15 protein-coding genes and 1 pseudogene are annotated in these 17637 nt (G+C 64.1%); 12 read left to right on the plus strand and 4 right to left on the minus strand.

Annotated features, from left to right (window positions below; translation table 11 throughout):
- The first annotated feature begins 5 nt into the window (after positions 1 to 5).
- Genes HNR59_RS15855 through HNR59_RS15875 form a run of 5 tightly spaced genes read left to right on the plus strand, consistent with a single transcriptional unit; the run spans position 6 to position 4722 of the window.
- Complete coding sequence (locus HNR59_RS15855; protein WP_183832010.1) at positions 6 to 1010, plus strand: SIS domain-containing protein; 1005 nt, start codon at positions 6 to 8, stop codon at positions 1008 to 1010.
- A 7-nt stretch (positions 1011 to 1017) separates the two neighbouring features.
- On the plus strand, positions 1018 to 1722 hold the full coding sequence (locus HNR59_RS15860; RefSeq protein WP_246374770.1) for a GntR family transcriptional regulator: 705 nt from the start codon (positions 1018 to 1020) through the stop codon (positions 1720 to 1722).
- Between the two features lie 31 nt (positions 1723 to 1753).
- A complete protein-coding gene (locus tag HNR59_RS15865; RefSeq protein ID WP_183832012.1) occupies positions 1754 to 2689 on the plus strand; it encodes an ornithine cyclodeaminase in 936 nt (311 codons plus the stop codon).
- A 39-nt stretch (positions 2690 to 2728) separates the two neighbouring features.
- Complete coding sequence (locus tag HNR59_RS15870) at positions 2729 to 3886, plus strand: LacI family DNA-binding transcriptional regulator (protein ID WP_343060847.1); 1158 nt, start codon at positions 2729 to 2731, stop codon at positions 3884 to 3886.
- Positions 3883 to 4722 (plus strand): TIM barrel protein, encoded by an 840-nt coding sequence (locus HNR59_RS15875; RefSeq protein WP_183832013.1) that lies wholly within the window; start codon positions 3883 to 3885, stop codon positions 4720 to 4722. Before HNR59_RS15870 ends, HNR59_RS15875 begins: the two co-directional genes overlap by 4 nt.
- Before the next feature lie 96 nt (positions 4723 to 4818).
- Here the strand turns inward: HNR59_RS15875 and HNR59_RS15880 are convergent, their stop codons facing one another.
- Genes HNR59_RS15880 through HNR59_RS15895 form a run of 4 tightly spaced genes read right to left on the minus strand, consistent with a single transcriptional unit; the run spans position 4819 to position 9098 of the window.
- Complete coding sequence (locus HNR59_RS15880; RefSeq protein WP_183832014.1) at positions 4819 to 5667, minus strand: HTD2 family dehydratase; 849 nt, start codon at positions 5665 to 5667, stop codon at positions 4819 to 4821.
- Positions 5668 to 5712: 45 nt separating this feature from the next.
- Positions 5713 to 6873, minus strand: coding sequence for an acyl-CoA dehydrogenase family protein (locus tag HNR59_RS15885; RefSeq protein WP_183832245.1), 1161 nt, complete (start codon positions 6871 to 6873; stop codon positions 5713 to 5715).
- 45 nt (positions 6874 to 6918) lie between these two features.
- Positions 6919 to 8274: an MmgE/PrpD family protein gene (locus HNR59_RS15890; protein WP_183832015.1), complete on the minus strand. Its 1356-nt coding sequence runs from the start codon at positions 8272 to 8274 to the stop codon at positions 6919 to 6921.
- A complete protein-coding gene (locus HNR59_RS15895; RefSeq protein ID WP_183832016.1) occupies positions 8265 to 9098 on the minus strand; it encodes an HpcH/HpaI aldolase/citrate lyase family protein in 834 nt (277 codons plus the stop codon). The genes HNR59_RS15890 and HNR59_RS15895 overlap by 10 nt, the downstream gene beginning before the upstream one ends.
- Positions 9099 to 9344: 246 nt before the next feature.
- Between HNR59_RS15895 and HNR59_RS15900 the strand changes: the two genes are divergently transcribed.
- The 7 genes and pseudogenes from HNR59_RS15900 (at position 9345) to HNR59_RS15930 (ending at position 17614) form a co-directional block, all read left to right on the plus strand.
- Complete coding sequence (locus HNR59_RS15900; protein WP_183832017.1) at positions 9345 to 10487, plus strand: CaiB/BaiF CoA transferase family protein; 1143 nt, start codon at positions 9345 to 9347, stop codon at positions 10485 to 10487.
- Positions 10488 to 10610: 123 nt separating this feature from the next.
- Complete coding sequence (locus HNR59_RS15905) at positions 10611 to 11588, plus strand: LysR substrate-binding domain-containing protein (RefSeq protein ID WP_183832018.1); 978 nt, start codon at positions 10611 to 10613, stop codon at positions 11586 to 11588.
- A gap of 257 nt (positions 11589 to 11845) precedes the next feature.
- Positions 11846 to 13292, plus strand: a pseudogene (locus HNR59_RS15910) (aldehyde dehydrogenase family protein).
- An 11-nt stretch (positions 13293 to 13303) separates the two neighbouring features.
- Positions 13304 to 14068 carry an SDR family oxidoreductase gene (locus tag HNR59_RS15915; RefSeq protein WP_183832019.1) on the plus strand — a complete coding sequence of 255 codons (765 nt, stop codon included), beginning with the start codon at positions 13304 to 13306 and terminating at the stop codon, positions 14066 to 14068.
- Between the two features lie 70 nt (positions 14069 to 14138).
- Positions 14139 to 15326: a zinc-dependent alcohol dehydrogenase family protein gene (locus tag HNR59_RS15920; protein ID WP_183832020.1), complete on the plus strand. Its 1188-nt coding sequence runs from the start codon at positions 14139 to 14141 to the stop codon at positions 15324 to 15326.
- Positions 15327 to 15499: 173 nt separating this feature from the next.
- Complete coding sequence (locus tag HNR59_RS15925; RefSeq protein WP_183832021.1) at positions 15500 to 16537, plus strand: ABC transporter permease; 1038 nt, start codon at positions 15500 to 15502, stop codon at positions 16535 to 16537.
- A 60-nt stretch (positions 16538 to 16597) separates the two neighbouring features.
- Complete coding sequence (locus HNR59_RS15930; RefSeq protein WP_183832022.1) at positions 16598 to 17614, plus strand: sugar ABC transporter substrate-binding protein; 1017 nt, start codon at positions 16598 to 16600, stop codon at positions 17612 to 17614.
- Positions 17615 to 17637 lie beyond the last annotated feature (23 nt).

The raw sequence follows: 17637 nt of genomic DNA on the forward strand, positions 1-17637 counted from the left end.
AGCAGATGACACTCCCAGATCGCTTCCATCCGGCTGTTTCGGCCGCCCTGTCGGCCATCGATGCCGATGGTCTGCGCCATGTGTTCTTCGTGGCCTGCGGCGGCTCTCTGTCGATCATGCATCCGGCCAAGTTCATGCTCGACCAGCATGGAACGGTGGCCTCCGATGTCTACAACGCAGCCGAATTCGTGGCGCGCGCGCCGAAGCGGCTCGGTCCCGGCACGCTTGTCGTTCTGTGCTCCATGACCGGGACGACGAAGGAGACCGCCGCCGCCGCGAAGTTCGCGCGCGAAAAAGGGGCGACCACAATCGGCCTCACCGTGGAGCCGGAATCGCCGCTGGGCAAAGCGGTCGATTTTGCCGTGAAATTCGAGGCTCCTTACACGACCGGAACCCCGATCGATGCCCGCGACAGCAACTACTCGATCATCTACCAGATCGTCATGGGGCTTGTGGCTGCAACCGGCGGAGAAAATCTCACCGGACCGCTGATCGACAGCCTGTGCAATCTTCAGGCGGCGATCGACAAGGCGCAGGAAACCTATGCGCCGCTGTGGGACCGCTATGCAAGGCACTTCGCCGCGCAGGACGTGATCTACACCATGGCCTCCGGCGCCAGTTACGGCGCGGCCTATTCCTTCGCCATCTGCGTGCTGATGGAGATGCAGTGGATCAACAGCCAGGCCATCCACTCCAACGAGTTCTTCCACGGACCGTTCGAGGTTCTGGACGAGACGCGCTGCTTCGTGCTGATGAAGGGACTGGACTCCACCCGTCCGCTCGACGAGCGGGCCGATGAATTCCTGCACCGCTTCGGCAAGGCTGAGAACATTCTCGTTCTCGACGCGGCAAAGCTCGATCTGTCGGGGATCGACGAGCGCTTCCGGGGCAATGTCGTGCCGCTGATCTTTTTCGACACGCTCTGGCGCTTCATTTATAAGGTTGCCGACTTCCGCCAGCAGGTCATGCTGGACGGACGCCGCTACATGAAGAAGCTCACCGACTATTGAGGCAATGATGACGCAGGACGGCTTGCTCCCCCTCTACGAACAGGTGCGACGCAGGCTCCTGTCGGAGATCGAGACGGGCCGTCTTGCCGAAGGCAGCTTCCTGCCGCCGGAGTTCGAGCTGTGCGCGACCTACGGCGTCAGCCGCATAACGTTGCGGCGGGCTGTTGGTGAACTGTGCGCCGAGGGCGTGCTGATCCGCCAGCAGGGCCGGGGCACGGTGATCGCGCCCCGCAAGCTGCAGCAATCGATCTCGCTGTCGGGATTCGCGGATGTGGTGGAAGGCAGGGGGCACAAGGCCGGCCATCGCATTCTCGGGCGCGAGGATGGCGCCGATGCGCCTGCCGCTGCCAGCCGTCTGCGCGCGGAGCGGGTCGTGCGGTTTGTGCGCCTTCTCGAAATCGATGACCGGCCGATGACGCTGGAGACCCTGTTCTTCGACGAAGAGCGTTTTGCCGATGCTGTCGGGCCGGTCGGAACCGGCGAGAGCTTCTTCGCGACCCTGCGGGCAAGTTATGGCGTCGAGCCGGAACATGCCGAACGTGTCATCGACGTCGGGTTCGCCCGCGCTTCCGAGGCTCAGTCGCTGGGTGTCTCCACCACGGAACCCGTCTACCGAATCGAGAAACTGGTTCTTGGCGCCGGTGGTGCCCCGATAGCCCTGTCCCATACAATCACGCCCTGCCGCCTGGTCACGCTTGCCGTGAAGAACTGAGCGGGCGGATGCGATGCCATAAGGAAATGCGATGAAGGTTTATGACGCTGCCGCGGTTCGTGCAGCTTTGCCGTGGCCCGTTCTCATCAGAGCCTTGTCGGAGGCGCATCGCGGGCCAGTTCCGGCCTCGGACGTCGTGGTGCAAGGCGATCCTGCCGGCAGCGGCAACCAGTTCATCACCCTGCCCGGCTGGCTTGCCGGAGGGCCGGTTGCCGTCAAGATGGTGGGCGTGTTTCCCGCGAACGAGAAGCTGACGCCGCCCCAGCCCAATGTTCAGGGGCTGGTTGCGATGTTCGACGGCTCGACCGGCGCACCGCTTCTCGTCGCTGACGGGGCCGCTATGACCGAGCGCAAGACGGCCGGCGATTCCGCCCTTGGCGCTTCGCTTCTGGCGCGCGACGATGCTGAAATGCTGCTGATCGTTGGTGCCGGCGCTCTGGCGCCGCATTTCGCCGAGGCGCACATGGCTGCGCGGCCCTCCCTCAGACGCGTCATGATCTGGAACCGCACCGCGCACAAGGCCGTGGCCGTGGCCGCACAGCTTCGCGCCGGCGGCATCGATGCCGGGGCGGTGAGCGACCTCGATGCGGCGGTTCGTCAGGCCGACGTCATCAGCTGCGTGACCATGTCCGACCGCCCGCTGGTGAAGGGCGCGCTCCTGAAGCCCGGAACCCATCTGGATCTCGTTGGGGCTTACATGACGGAGTTGCGCGAGACCGACGACGACGCTCTGCTCAGAAGCCGGATCTTCGTCGACACGCGCCGCGGCATGGAAAACACCGGCGATCTCGGACAGGCGCTCGCGTCGGGGCTCATATCGCCTGACGCCATCGCCGGTGATCATTTCGATCTCGCACAGGGCAGAGTTCAGGCCCGCCAGTCCTCTGAGGAAATCACCATCTTCAAGAATGTGGGCGGCGCGCATCTCGACGTGTTCACGGCAATCGCGCTTTTTGAAGCCGGCTGAAATCCGGACCGGCCGGGAAGACCGGCCGGCGGCGCGGCGGTGAACAGGGATCTGGTGGAGGGACGTACAGTGGCGAAGAACCCGAAGGCGACGATTGCCGATGTGGCGCGGCTTGCCGGCGTTTCGACCGCCACGGCCGGACGCGTGCTCGGCCGTTACGGCTACACGAAGGAAGAAACCCGCAGCCACGTGCTGGAGGCGGCGCGCAAGCTTGGTTATCGCACCAATGCGCTGGCGCGCAGTCTCATCACCGGAAAGACCCGCACGATCGGCGTCGTTGCCGGTGACATCCAGAACCCGTTCTACGCCTCGATCCTGCGCGGCATCGCCGATGTCGTCGAAAACCGCGAATTCGGCCTTTTGATCATCAACTCCGATGAGAGCCTCGAAAAGGAAATCCGCGCTGTCGATCTGCTGAGGGAAAAGCAGGTGGACGGGATCATCGTTTCGCCATGCGACACGCGCGATTCCCGCCATCTTCGCGATCTTCATGCAGAAGGCCTGCCGCTGGTGCTTCTCGACCGCACCGTGGCGGGGCTGGATGTGGATCGGGTCGCCATCAACAATATCGACGCTGCCGAGCGTGCGGTCGCCGCCCTGATTGCAGCCGGTCACAGACGCATCGGCCTCGTCGGAGAGCTGCTTGAAGGGGCCGGCGACGATCTTGAGGCATTTGTCCGCCGCGCGCTTTCCGGCAATGTCCTTTCAACCGACACGCTCTATCCAAGCTGGCAGCGGCTGCTCGGCTATCTGCGCGCCCACCAGAGGGCGGGGCTCGATGTCGATCTGTCCCTGATATGCCGGGTCGGGGCCTATTCGGCAGCACGGGCGGTAGCCGCAGCATTGCCGCTGATCAGCCGGGCCGATCGGCCGACCGCGGTTTTCGCCACCGACGGCACGATGTCGGAAGGTGTCGTGCGGGCAATCGCGCAATCCGCGCTTCGGATGCCCGAAGACCTCTCCATCGTTTGTTTCGATGATCTCGACTGGATGGATTTCGTCGCGCCCGGCATATCGACCATGGCCCAGCCCAGACTGGCGATGGGGGAGGCGGCTGCAACCATGCTGCTGGAACGCATCGATGGTTCGGACCACCCCGCAAGAGCGATCGAGATGCAGGCGGAGTTCATCTCGCGCGGGTCCATTTCCACCCCCGGCCAGACCATCGGGGGCCAGACCAGAGGGAAAAAGCCATGACGCTCGCCCAGACCCATATTTGCGGCATGAATTTTCATTACTTCCGGCATGGCCTCGATCGCTTTCTGGATGACGCTGAAACGCTTGGCCTGCCACTGGTGGAAATCTGGGGCGCGGCGCCTCACTTCTATCTGGGCGACAGGACGCTTGCCGATGCCCGGGCGCTCGGCGCAAACATCCGGGCGCGGGGAATGGCGATCAGCTGCTTTACCCCGGAACAATGCGTGTATCCGATCAACCTCAGCTCGCCTCAGGCAGAATTGCGCGACCGATCGATCCGGTATTTTCTCGAAAGTCTTGAAATGTCCGTGGAAATGGGCAGCCCCGCGCTGCTCGTCACACCGGGATCAGGCTTTGCTGACCAGCCCCGCAGCGAGGCTTTCGAGCGTTGCGTGGCGGGACTTCGGCTTCTTGCCGATCGCGCCGGCAAGCTCGGCCAGAAGCTGTTCCTCGAAGCGCTGCCGCCGGCCTGGTCCAACATCGCGGCAACCGCAACGGAGCTTCGCACCCTCCTGGATGCCGTGGGTTCGAACGCACTCTTCGGCATGCTGGACACGGCCGGAGCCCTCGGCACCGGCGAAACCGTGACCGACTATGTCAACGCTCTGGGTGACAGGCTGGCGCATGTGCACATGATCGATTCCGATCCGGCCGGCAGCCATCTGTCATGGGGCGATGGGGTGCTTTCGGCACAGGCGATCGTCTCCGAACTGCAAGGCGCCGGATATGGGGGCGCCCTGTCGATCGAGATCACCAGTCCCCGCTATTATCTCGATCCGAAAACCGCGATGGCGCGCTCGGTGGCCGCGCTCCGCAGCGTGCTGCCGGAAGGCTGAGACGCCGGAGCGCATCCGGGTAGGCTTGTAAGGGCAGCACTTCTGCCGGCGGGGAGAGCCGGCCTTCTGAAGATGATCACCGGCCGGCCGGGCGGTTTACGCTGCCGGTTCTCTGCTGGCTGAAGCCTGCATGGTGACGCTGCCGGTCTGCGAGCGGACCCAGAGCGTGTGATCCTGTGCGCTGGCTGCGGCGTTCACGGTGAAACTGCCGCCGTCAAACAAGGGCGCAATGCTGCGAAACGCGAAACGGGCAGGCATGCGGCCTTCATTCATGCGGCAGACAAGCCGCAGAAGATAGGTTGCCTGAAGCGGGCCGTGCACCACGAGACCCGGATACCCTTCCTCCCGCTGGCAATAGTCACGATCGTAATGGATCCTGTGTCCGTTGAACGTGACCGCCGAATAACGGGCCAGAAGAACCGGGCTCGCCCCGACCTCATGCGAGGCGTCGGGCGACGGCTGCGGAATGTCCTGCGCGGCTCCGGCCGATGCCGTCCGGACCGGCCGGTAGACGATATCCTGACGCTCGCTCAGCACCTGCCCACGGGGACCGGAATAGTCGTGAGTGACCGTGACGAAGCACAGCATGCCCGTGCGGCCGGTCTTCAGCGCCACATCAGCTATGCGGGAACGCCGGATCATGGCGTCGCCGACCCGGAAGTCCCCCGAAAACACCAGCTCCCCACCCGCCCACATGCGGCGGGGCAGGGCGACCGGCGGCAGGAAATCGCCGCGCGCAGGATGGCCGTCCGGCCCGAGGCCCGACATCGGCGCGATATCCGGTGACAGGCACCAGTGGATGCCGGCGGGCGCCGGATCACCTTCCCCGAGACGCGGCGCCTCGTCCAGCACGGCGGCGAGGCCGTTTGCGAGACGCGGCGAGATCACGTCCCGGCTTTCGCGGGTGGTGCCGATCCAGCTTTTCAGATGGTCCAAATCGAGCAATGCAGGATCCTCTTTTTTCGCCTGAGCCGTGACGATGCGCCGGCTTCAGAAAGAGCGGGGAAGGCCAAGAATATGCTCTGCCACATAGGACAGAATGAGATTGGTCGAAATCGGAGCCACCTGATAAAGGCGGGTCTCGCGGAATTTACGCTCCACATCATATTCGCAGGCGAAGCCAAAACCGCCGTGGAACTGCAGGCAGGCATTGGCTGCCTCCCAGCTTGCCTTTGCCGCCAGATACTTCGCCATATTCGCTTCGGCTCCGCAGGGCATGCCGGCGTCGAACTTGCGGCAGGCCTCGTTGCGCATGAGGTTGGCCGCCTCGATTTCGATATAGGCCTCGGCAATCGGAAACTGCACGCCCTGGTTCTGGCCGATCGGGCGGCCGAACACCACGCGATCCGATGCGTAAGCGACGATCCTGTCGGTAAACCAGTAGCCGTCGCCGATGCATTCGGCGGCGATCAGCGCCCGCTCGGCATTGAGGCCGGTCAGGATATATCTGAAGCCCTGTCCCTCTTCGCCAATCAGGTTTTCTGCCGGGATTTCGAGGTCATCGAAGAACAGCTCGTTGGTCTCGTGATTGACCATGTTCAGGATGGGGCGCACCTGCATCCCCTTCTTCATCGCCTCCTTCACGTCGACCAGGAAGATCGAAAGTCCCTCTGATTTCTTCTTCACCTGATCCAGCGGCGTGGTGCGGGCAAGCAGGATCATCAGATCGGAATGCTGCACCCGGCTGATCCATGTTTTCTGCCCGTTGATGACCCAGCGGTCGCCTTTCCTGACCGCCGCCGTCTTCAGTTGGGTGGTGTCGGTCCCGGTTGTCGGTTCGGTGACGCCCATGCTTTGCAGGCGCAACTCGCCGCTCGCGATCCTTGGCAGGTATTTCCGCCGCTGCTCGTCCGACCCATGCCGGACCAGCGTGTTCATATTGTACATCTGCCCATGGCAGGCACCCGAATTGCCGCCGGCGCGGTTGATCTCCTCCATGATGATCGCCGCTTCGGTCAGGCCGAGACCCGAGCCGCCATAGGCTTCCGGGATCAGCGCCGACATCCAGCCTTCCTTCGTGAGCGCGTCGACGAATTCTTCAGGATAGGCACGCGCCTCATCCACCTTCCGGTGATACTCGGCCGGGAAACCGGCGCACAGCGCGCGGATGCCTTCACGCAGTTCGGCATGGGTTTCGTGCTGACTGTTTATGTCTTTCAAGGCAGGTCTCCGGTGGAAATGCGGGCGCTGGCGCGATCAGCCGAACCAGCCGCGCAGCGAAGGGGCTTGCGGCAGTTCGCCAAGGCGGGCCAGCAGGGCGTCGGCGCCATGGTTGAGCACGGGGCCGGCAAGTGTCCTGAACTTCGTTGCCATCGCTTCGCGGTCCGGGAAACTGCCCGGCTCGCCGGATGGGTCGGCAATGCGAAGACGGTGATCGACATCGCCTGTGCGCAGCGTCAGGGTCGCGCCGAATGGATGGCGCAGCCCTTCGAGCGTTTCGTCGCGCACCACATCGACGCGATCGGCCAGCGCCTCGACCTCCGCTTTTCCGAGCAGGTCGTAATCATCCCAGCCGAAGCGCCCGCGCAACAGGGCGACGGCTGCGGCGAACGGCATCGAGAACTGGCCTTCGACCACGCTGCGGGCCCGCCGCTTTTCCTCAAGCGGCGCGCCGACAAGGGTAATGCCGTTGCGGTGCAGCCCCACGGTGATTTTCTGCACATCCTCCGGTGCAAGGCCCAGTTCCGCCCTCAGGGCGAGAATGCCGTCCACGGCGGCGTGGGTATAGCGGCAGGCCGGGTAAGGCTTGACGCCGATGCGCATGGTTTCCCAGACGCCGCCAAGGCCCGCAACAACCCGGGACGGTTCTGCGCCGTCGCTGTAGCCGCCGAGAAACCCGTGCTTGCCGTCGATCGCGTCCTCGGCGCCGACAAACCCGGAATCCGCAAGGGTGGCGGCCATCAGCCCCTTCATGGCCGCTTCGCCCACCTGATATCGCTTGTTCCATGCGCCGTTGACGAGGAACTGAAGCGATCCGGACGCCTGGCTGGCGGCGACCCCGAAGGCGGAGGCCATGGCGTCTCCATCGAGGCCGAGCAAACGCCCGGCGGCGGCTGCCGCGCCGAATGTTCCGGCGGTTGCGGTGGGATGAAAGCCGCGCGCGTAATGCGCAGTCGGGTCCAGTGCCATTCCGAGCCGGCAGCAGACCTCGAAACCGACGACCACCGCGGCAAGAAATTCCGCGCCCGATGCACCCGTCATCTCAGCCGCCGCAAGAGCTGCCGGAACCACCGGCGCGCTTGGGTGCAGGGAACTGTCGGCGTGGGTGTCGTCGAAATCGAGACTGTGCCCGAGGGTTCCGTTGAGCAAGGCGGCAGCCGCCGCGCCATAATGGCGGTTGAGGCCGAAAACCGTGCACGGGCCTTCGCCGTCCATGCCAAGCCGCCCAAGCATGGCAAGAACCGCCGGCGTTGAATCCGCTTCATGCGCCGCCCGCAGGACCGACCCCGTCAGGTCCGTCACCAGTGCAAGCGCGCGCGCCGTGACTTCGGCCGGAATCTCGTTCGCAGCGAACCCCGCTGCGAAATCGGCCAGAGTTCTGGTCACTGACATATGTCGCTCCTCCCGGCCGGCATCGCGTGGCGGGCCATGATCTGCCGGGCCCGTTGCACCACAGGCGCATCCACCATCGCCCCGTCGACCCGAACGGCGGCACCGCCCGCCTGCGCCGCAAGCACGCGCTTTGCCCAGCCAAGCTCATCCTGCGATGGCGCAAAGCCTCGTCGGGCGGGGGCGATCTGGGCGGGATGGATCAGCAGCTTCCCGGAAAAACCCAGCTCCACCGCATGCGCGCAATCCTCTGCGATGAGACCGGCATCGTGGATGGCGGTGGTGACGCCGTCCAGAGGGGCGGCCTTTCGGGCGATGCGCGCCGCCATGACAAGGGTTGAGCGTGCCATCAGCAGCGACTGGCGCGTATGGGCCATGGCAAGGTCGGCGGCGAAATCGATGGAGCCGAAGGCTATGCGTTCCGAAGCCCCCGCAATCCCCACCGCCCGGTGCAGGCCGGCAGCTGATTCGATCAGAGCGATCACCGGACAGCCGCAGCGATCTGCGACCCGATGGAGATCTCCGGGTTCTTCGGCTTTCGGCACCATCACCGCGGCAAGAGGCAGGCGACGGGCAGCTTCGATGTCGGCTTCGTGCCATTCCGTGTCCGTGCCATTGATGCGCAACAGGACGGGCATCGCCCGCGGCATGGCCGCCAGCCCTTCGACGAGCAGGTCGCGCGACGCGGCTTTGGCCTCCGGCGCTACGGCGTCTTCCAGATCGACGATCACCGCGTCGGCGCCGGCTGCGGCAGCCTTGAGGAACCGTTCCGGCCGGTCGGCCGGCACGAAAAGCGGCAATGTCAGACTGGCGATTTCCCCTGGCATCGGATTTTCCGGCTCCCCTCTGGCCCGGGGATGATGGGGACAGAGGGGTATAAAGGGAAATATATTTTTTATCTCAATTCCATAACGCAAATGTATCTCGACGCGCGCCGGAGCCATCTGTTTTCGTTATGCCCGATGGAGAAAGCCGTTATTTGATGTGATGGCTGCTTTCGTCAATTCTGCCGCCGGTACGAGGATGCCCCAACCCACCCCGGGGGTCATCCGAAACTTCTGACGGGAGCAGACATGACCAAAACCGACCTTGCCGGCCTGCTCGTGGTGTCGGTCGAACAGGCCGTGGCCGCCCCGCTGGTTTCTTCCCGGCTGGCGGAGGCAGGCGCGCGCGTCATCAAGGTCGAGCGACCGGAAGGCGACTTCGCCCGCAACTATGACCGGCTGGTGCATGGTGAGAGCGCATATTTCGTGTGGCTGAACCGGGGCAAGCAATCCGTCTGCCTCGATTTACGCGAGGAAACTGCGCGGGCTGCGCTTCAAAGGATGATCGCACGTGCGGATGTCTTCATTCAAAACCTGGCACCCGGAGCGATCGACAGGCTGGGCTTCGCGCCCGAGGTGCTGCGCAAGCGCCATCCGCGCCTGATCACGGTTTCGATCTCCGGCTATGGCGAGGACGGACCGTACAGGAACCTCAAGGCCTATGATCTGCTGGTGCAGGCTGAAAGCGGTCTTTCCTCCATCACCGGCACACCTGAGGGCATGACCCGGGTCGGCATCTCGATCTGCGACATAGCTGCCGGGGCAACGGCACATCAGGCGGTGCTTCAGGCGCTCTATGCTAGGGAGCGCACGGGGGAAGGCCGGCACATCGCCATTTCGCTCTTCCATGCGCTGACCGACTGGATGAACGTCCCCTACCTGCAATATGTCTATGGCGGTCAGGTTCTGCCGCGCAACGGCCTGACGCATCCCACCATCGCTCCCTATGGCGCCTATGCCGACCACTCGGGGCGGGAAGTGCTGTTCTCCATTCAGAACGAGCGGGAATGGGCGCAGTTCTGCGCCGAAGTCCTGCTTCTGCCCGATCTGGCCTCCGATCCGCGTTTCCACGACAATTCCGCGCGGGTGGCCAACCGCCCGGCTCTCAACACCATCATCGAAAGCGAGTTCGGCAGGCTCCACCGGGACGAGATCGTCGCAAGGCTGGAAAAGGCGCGGATTGCCTATGGACGGGTGTCCACGCTGCAGGATCTCGCCGCTCACCCGCAGAACCGCTACGTGCAGGTCGAAACCCCCACCGGACCGGTACGCATGCTGGCGCCGGGCACGGTGGTCGACGGCATGACGACCGAGCTGGGGCCGGTCCCGGCGCTCGGCGCGCATACGACCGAAATACTCGACGAGTTCGGCGAGGCCAGAGCTGCCGAATGAGGGGCGCTGCCGATGCCGGGCTGAGCTGACAGGCACATCGGGCGCCTGGCCACATGATCCATGGCTGAAGGCAGAACGCACTATCAGGATGCGAAACCGCACCCGTTGTTGTAGTCATCCGGCATGGACATTCGCCAGCTTCGATACTTCATCGCCATCGTTGAGCAGGGCTCGTTTTCGCGGGCGGCACAGATTCTGCACATAGCGCAACCGGCGCTGTCGCTGCATGTGCGCAACATCGAGGCGGATCTCGGCACGCAATTGCTGTTTCGCAGCCCGCAGGGCGTGGTGCCGACCGAGGCCGGCGAGATCCTGCTGAGGAATGCGCGCATCATTCTCGACCAGCTCGTCGTTGCCGAAGAGGAAATCCGGGGCCACAGGAACGATCCTTCCGGCGTGGTGCGTCTGGGATTGCCGGGGACCGTCAGCGAAATCCTCTCCGTGCCGCTGATCACCGAAGCGCGGCGGCGCTATCCGAAAATCCAGCTTCGCATCGCCGAGGCCATGAGCGGGTTCGTGCTGGAATGGATGCGTGACGCGCGCATCGATCTGGCGGTCATATATCGCAAGGTGTCGGATGCGGGACTGGCGACGGTCGAACTGCTCGAAGAGGAACTTGTATTTTTCGCGCCGCGCCGCGGTCTTGGGGAAGAGATCGCTCTGCCGCCGTCGGGCAAGCCTCTCCGCCTTGCCGATGTGGCGGGGCTGCCGATGATCCTGCCGGGGGAAGACCACGGTCTGCGCTCGCTTCTGGATCAGCATGCCAGGGCCGCCCGCGTGGAGATGAACGTCAGCATCGAGGTCGATTCCTATTCGAACATCAAGGAACTGGTGGCGGCGGGCTTCGGCTGCTCCGTACTGCCTCTGAACGCCGTTTCACGGGAGGTTCAGGCAGGTAGCCTGCGCAGCTGGAGCATCACCGACCCGCCGATCCGCCGCTCTGTTCATCTGGCCTCGTCGGTCGAACGGCCGATGACGAACGCCGTCGCGGCCATACGCGATCTGGTGCGCGAACTGCTGCACGAACTGTCGGAAAACGGCCGTTGGGCCGGCGCCACGGCCGTTCGGGAAAGCCGTTCCGACAGCAAGGGCGTGGTGTAGGCCCCATATAATTTGACGCGGCACGCCCGAGCCGATGTCAGAACATTTACATATGGGGGGTGACGAATTTCTGAATTTGTCCTCCTGCCGGCTTAGCTGCCACTATCGCCTCAACCGCCCCGCTACGGCAGACCGTCGCGAAGGCGCCGAGGAGGTTTTGGCCTGTCAGGTTTCCGTCCCGCCGCATTGGGCGGGATGGCGGCGGGCCTGTCAGGGAGGGCAGCCGCGTGGCTGAAAACTATCCGCGTGAGGCCGGACTGCGGCCCGCACAGGGCTGCTTCATCAACAATCGCTGGGAGCCGTCCTCTTCGGGTGCGGCGCTGCCCGTCATCGCGCCTGCCGAGGGCGTCATTTTCGCGGAAATCGCCGCCGGCAATGCACAGGATGTGAACCGTGCCGTGGCTGCGGCCCGCGCTGCCTTCGAGGGCGGCCCGTGGTCGCGCCTGACCGCCACCGAGCGCGGACGCCTGCTGATGCGGCTCTCGCAGCTTGTCACCGACAACCTTGAGGAACTGGCCGCCATCGAAGCCCGGGACTGCGGCAAGCCTTTGCGCGCCGCCCGTGCCGATATTCAGGCGACGGCCCGCTACTTCGAGTTCTACGGCGGCGCTGCGGACAAGTTCCACGGCGAGCAGATCCCGTTCATGAACGGCTACTACGTGACCGGCGAGCGCGAGCCGCTGGGCGTTACCGGCCATGTCATTCCCTGGAACTATCCGGCGCAGATGACCGGGCGCACGCTGGGTCCCGCACTTGCCATGGGCAATGCCACGGTGCTGAAGCCGGCCGAAGACGCCTGCCTGACGGTGCTGCGCATTGCCGAACTCGCCGCCGGGGCGGGCTTCCCGGAGGGGGGCCGTCAATGTGGTGCCGGGCCTCGGCCACGAAGCGGGCGCGGCGCTGGCGGAGCATCCCGGCATCGATTTCATTTCCTTTACCGGTTCGCCGCAGGTCGGCACGCTGATCCAGACCGCTGCTGCACGCAACCATATCGGCTGCGTGCTCGAACTGGGCGGAAAAAGCCCTCAGATCCTCTTCGACGATGCCGATCTCGATGCCGCCGTCCCGGTCGTCGTCGCGGCCATCATACAGAACGCCGGGCAAACCTGCTCGGCCGGCGCGCGCGTGCTCATCCAGCGCCCGATCTGGGACAGGACGGTTTCGCTCATCGCCGAAAAATTCTCGATGCTGAAGGCAGGCCTGCCGGACGACGAGCCCGATCTCGGGTCGATCATCAGCGCCCGGCAGAAGGAGCGTGTCGAAGGCTTCATCGCCCGCGCGAAGGAACAGGGCGTTCCTGTCATCGCGGAAGGCGGCATTGATCCGAACGCGCCCGCCGGCGGCTTCTATGTGCCTCCCGTCGTGTTCGGCCCGGTGCCGCGTGACAATGCGCTGGCTTTCGATGAAGTCTTCGGTCCGGTTCTCGCGGCGATCCCCTTCGAGGATGAAGCCGATGCCGTCGCGCTCGCCAATGGCACGGAATACGGGCTGATCGCCGGCGTGTGGACCCGCGACGGCAGCCGCGCGCTGCGCGTTGCGCGGCAACTGCGGGGCGGTCAGGTCTATGTGAATGCCTACGGCGCCGGCGGCGGCATCGAGCTGCCCTTCGGCGGCACCCGGAAATCCGGCCATGGGCGCGAAAAAGGGTTTGAGGCTCTCTACGAGTTCTCCGCGCTCAAGACCATTGTCATCAAACACGACTAGGAGAGAAAGCCATGGCAGCAGAACAGGGCCGTCTGGCGGGGAAAATCGCCGTCATAACCGGAGCCGGAGGCGGTTTCGGTGAGGGAATCGCAAGGCTTTTCGCCGCCGAGGGCGCAAAGGTCGGCGTGCTCGATCTCAGAGGCGAGGCAGCGGAAAGAGTGGCCGCCGACATCGGCGCCAACGCCGTCGCCCTGACCGCGGACGTCACCTCCCGCACGCAGATGGAAGAAGCGGTGCAGAAGGTGGTCGATACGTTCGGCATTCCCAATGTCTTCGTGAACAACGCCGGCTGGACGCATCGCAACAAGCCGATGCTGGAGGTGAGCGAGGAGGAGTTCGACCGCGTCTATGCGATCAACGTGAAGTCGATCTATCACATCACCAACATCATCGTGCCCCTGATGCGCAGCATTGGCGGCGGCTCGATCGTCAATATCGGCTCGGTTGCCGGCATCCGGCCACGGCCGGGCCTGACCTGGTACAACTCCACCAAGGGCGCCGTGAACATCCTGTCGCAGTCGATGGCCGTGGAGCTTGCGCCCGACAAGATCCGCGTCAATGCCATCTGCCCGGTCATGGGCGAGACGGGGCTTCTGGAAGCTTTCATGGGCGTTCCCGACACGCCGGAAAACCGCGCCCGCTTCGTGGCGACGATTCCGATGGGACGCATGTCGCGCCCTGAAGATATTGCGCGGGCAACGCTCTATCTGGCCTCCGACGACGCCGAGTTCATAACGGGCGTGCTGCTGCCCGTAGACGGTGGGCGAACCGTCTGAATTCTCCCGGCCGCCTTTCCCCCAACACACCCCCCGGGGGCGGCCCCTTTTTCCTCGGGAACCCGTGTCCATGAAGATTCGCGCTGCCATTCTGAAGCAATCGCCGGCTGCCGCACCCTTTGCACAAAGCCGGCCGTTGTCGATCGAGGAGATCGAACTCGATCCGCCCGGTCCGGAAGAGCTGCTGGTGCGGATCGGCGCGGCCGGGCTGTGTCACTCCGATCTGTCGGTGATCAACGGCAACCGTCCCCGGCAGACGCCGATGGTGCTTGGCCATGAGGCTGCGGGCACGGTCGTCGAGGTGGGAGCCGGCATCCGGGATCTGGCTCCCGGCGACCGGGTGGTGATGACCTTCCAGCCGAGCTGCGGCCATTGCCTGCCCTGTGCGGAGGGGCGTCCGGCGCTCTGCATTCCCGGTGCCGAGGCCAACGGCAAAGGCGTCATGATGGCGGGCGGGGTCCGCCTGCATGATGAGCACGACCACCATGACATCCACCATCATTGCGGCATTTCCGGATATGCCGATCACGCGGTGGTTTCCCGCCATTCGGTGGTCAGGGTCGATGCCCCGGACGTGCCGTTCGCCGAGCTTGCGCTTTTTGGATGTGCCGTGCAGACGGGCGTCGGCGCAATCATCAATACCTGTCGCGTTCAGCCCGGCCAGAGCGTTGCAATCGTCGGGCTGGGCGGGGTTGGCCTTGCGGCCCTGCTGGGCGCGGTGGCGGCCGGAGCGACCGAGATCATCGCCATCGATCTTTCTCAGGAAAAGATGGCAATCGCGCGCAGCCTCGGCGCGACGAGAACCTACAACGCGTCCGGCGAGAACGTGATCGAAGAGGTGCGCAAGGACACAGGAGGTGGCGTCGACCACGCCGTGGAGGTTGCCGGAGCAGCGCCCGCCTTCGATCTCGCCTATCGCATCACACGCCGCGGCGGACAGACCGTTTCTGCCGGACTGGCCTCCCCGACCGCCGAATTCAGGATTCCGGCCGTGAATGTCGTGGCCGACGAGCGCACGGTGAAAGGCAGCTACATGGGTTCCTGCGTGCCGCAGCGCGATATTCCGCGCTTCATCAGCCTCTACCGGGCCGGGAAGCTGCCGGTCGACCGCCTGCTGACCGACGTGCTTTCCCTGGATGACATCAATGAAGGTTTCGACCGGCTGGATCGCGGGGAAGCCATCCGTCAGGTCGTCCTGTTCGACCCGCAGGAGATCACGGCGTGGCGGAGCAACAAGGGCGGACGCGTCATAAAATGATTATTGACTCAAGAATCATTAAAGTGTCTTCTCTGCGTGGGAGATTGCGGTGCGCGACCACCGGGGCGGAGTTGGTGGCACCTGTAACATGCAAGCAGGCCGGGCGCGTGAAAGCGCATAAAGAAGCGACTGTGTCACCAGTGCGGTCTCCAGGCCTTTAGGGAGGGAAGTCCATGAAAACCCCTGTCGAGGGTCAGACGGCTGGCCGGCCGGCTTCGGTTGCCGCTCTTCTCAGCGGATCGGGCAAGACCGGTTTCGACCAGCTGAAGATCGTCACCCTGCTGTTCATCGTCATCTTCGTGATCTATTCGCTGGTGCTGCCCGGCTTCTTCAGCCTTGGCAACCTGCTGACGCTGATGCGCACGGTCGCCGTGCTCGGCATTCTTGGCCTTGGCATGGCCATCGTGGTGATCGGGCGCGGCATCGACCTGTCGATGATCGCCTCGCTGGCCGTGCCTTCGGCGCTGGTTCTGATGCTGGCATCCAAGGGATATGGCGTGGCTCCCGCACTCGCTGCCGGTCTGCTGATGGCGGTCGCCATCGGCGCTCTCAACGGCGTGCTGGTGGCTTACGCCGAAATCCCCTCGCTGTTCACGACGCTTGCCGTGGGCATTGGTGTGGCCGGTATCGGGCAGATCGGGCTCTTCGACTATGAAATCGTTTCATGGCCGGCCCAGCTTGACGTGATCGCCTGGATCGGACGAGGCAGCATATTGGGAATTCCATATTCCGTGCTGGCTTTCGCCGTGGTCGCGGTACTGGTCGGGATCTTCCTGAACCGCACCCGGCCGGGCATGTTCGTTTATGCTTCGGGCGACAATCCGGGCGCGACCCGGCTGACCGGAATTTCGCTGCGCCCGGTGCTCGTCATGCAATACATCATCGCTTCCTGCGTGGCCTTTTTCGCCGGCATGGTTCTGGCCGCCTCATCGGCCAGCATGGATACCCGCATCTTCAATCTCACCTGGATTTACGACGTCATCCTGGTCGTCGTGCTTGGCGGCATCGGCCTTTCGGGCGGACGCGGCGGCGTCGTCAACGTCATCATCGGCACCCTGCTGATCGGCACCATCATGAACGGGCTCACCATCATGAACGTGTCTTTCGAGATGCAGAATCTGGTGCGCGGTCTCGTGCTGCTGCTGGCGGTTCTCGCCGACAGCATCATCAACCCCCGCAACGAGGAGACCTCACAGCAGGGCGATATCTGAACCCGTCACCGCCGGCATCAGGCCGGCATGGCGGACAACGTAATCATCGGGAGGATTAGAATGAACAGACTTTCCAGATTTGCCTGCGGCCTCGCCATGGCGGCCATGCTCGGCGGCGCAACCCACGCCGTCGCCCAGACCAGCATGGGCGATCCCTTGCGGGAAAGCTATTACACGAACCTCAAGGACCGGAAGGTGGTGTTCGTACCCGTGTTCATGGGGCTGGACCTGACCGAGGGCTGGTCCAAGATCATGTCCCGTCAGGCCAGTGAGCTTGGCTACAGCTATGAAGTGCGCAATTCAAACTTCAACACGGCGGCCGGCGCGCAGACCATCACCTCGCTCATCAGCGAGAAGCCCGACGTCATCGTCGTGCAGAACCCCGACGTTCAGTCCTATGCCAAGCTTCTCCAGCAGGCCGAGAAGGCCGGCATTCACGTCATTCAGCTGAACATGAAGACCAACTACCAGACCACCGGGTTTGTCGGCGCCGATGTCGAGCTGATCGGTGAGAAGCAGGCAGAGGCCGCGGTGGCCAAATGCGGCGGCGGCGATCAGCCCGGCAAGGTTCTGGTGCTGGCAGGTCCTCCGACCAGCCCCTTCTCGGCATATATGCTCAAGGGCTACGAGAATGTGCTGAACGACAATGCCAAGATCCAGATCGTTTCGGTGCAGTCCACCGGCGATTATGAATCCTCCAAGGCCAAGTCGATCACCCAGGTGGTGCTGCAGCAGCATCCCGATCTTTGCGCCATTCTCGGTGTCTGGGACAATGCCGATGTCGGCACCGCAGCGGCGCTGCAGGAAGCCGGCAAGAAGCCCGGCGATATCCTCGTGACAACCTCCGGCGGTGGCGGCGAACTGGCCTGCCGGGGACTGCGTGAAGGCCTCTGGCAGTATTACGTCAGCTACGACGTTCCCGGGCAGGGCCGCGACCTCAACGCGCTGATCCTCGCGGCACTTCAGGACAAGAACGAGGTCGGCTCGACGCGAACCGTCATCTACACCCCGCTGGTGACCTATACCCCCGAAACGCTTGGGGACGAGCGGTGCTGGACGCTGGATACCCTGCGTTAAAACCATCTTCCCGGGAAAGACTT

This window comes from Aquamicrobium lusatiense (assembly GCF_014201615.1).
Classification (GTDB): domain Bacteria; phylum Pseudomonadota; class Alphaproteobacteria; order Rhizobiales; family Rhizobiaceae; genus Mesorhizobium; species Mesorhizobium lusatiense.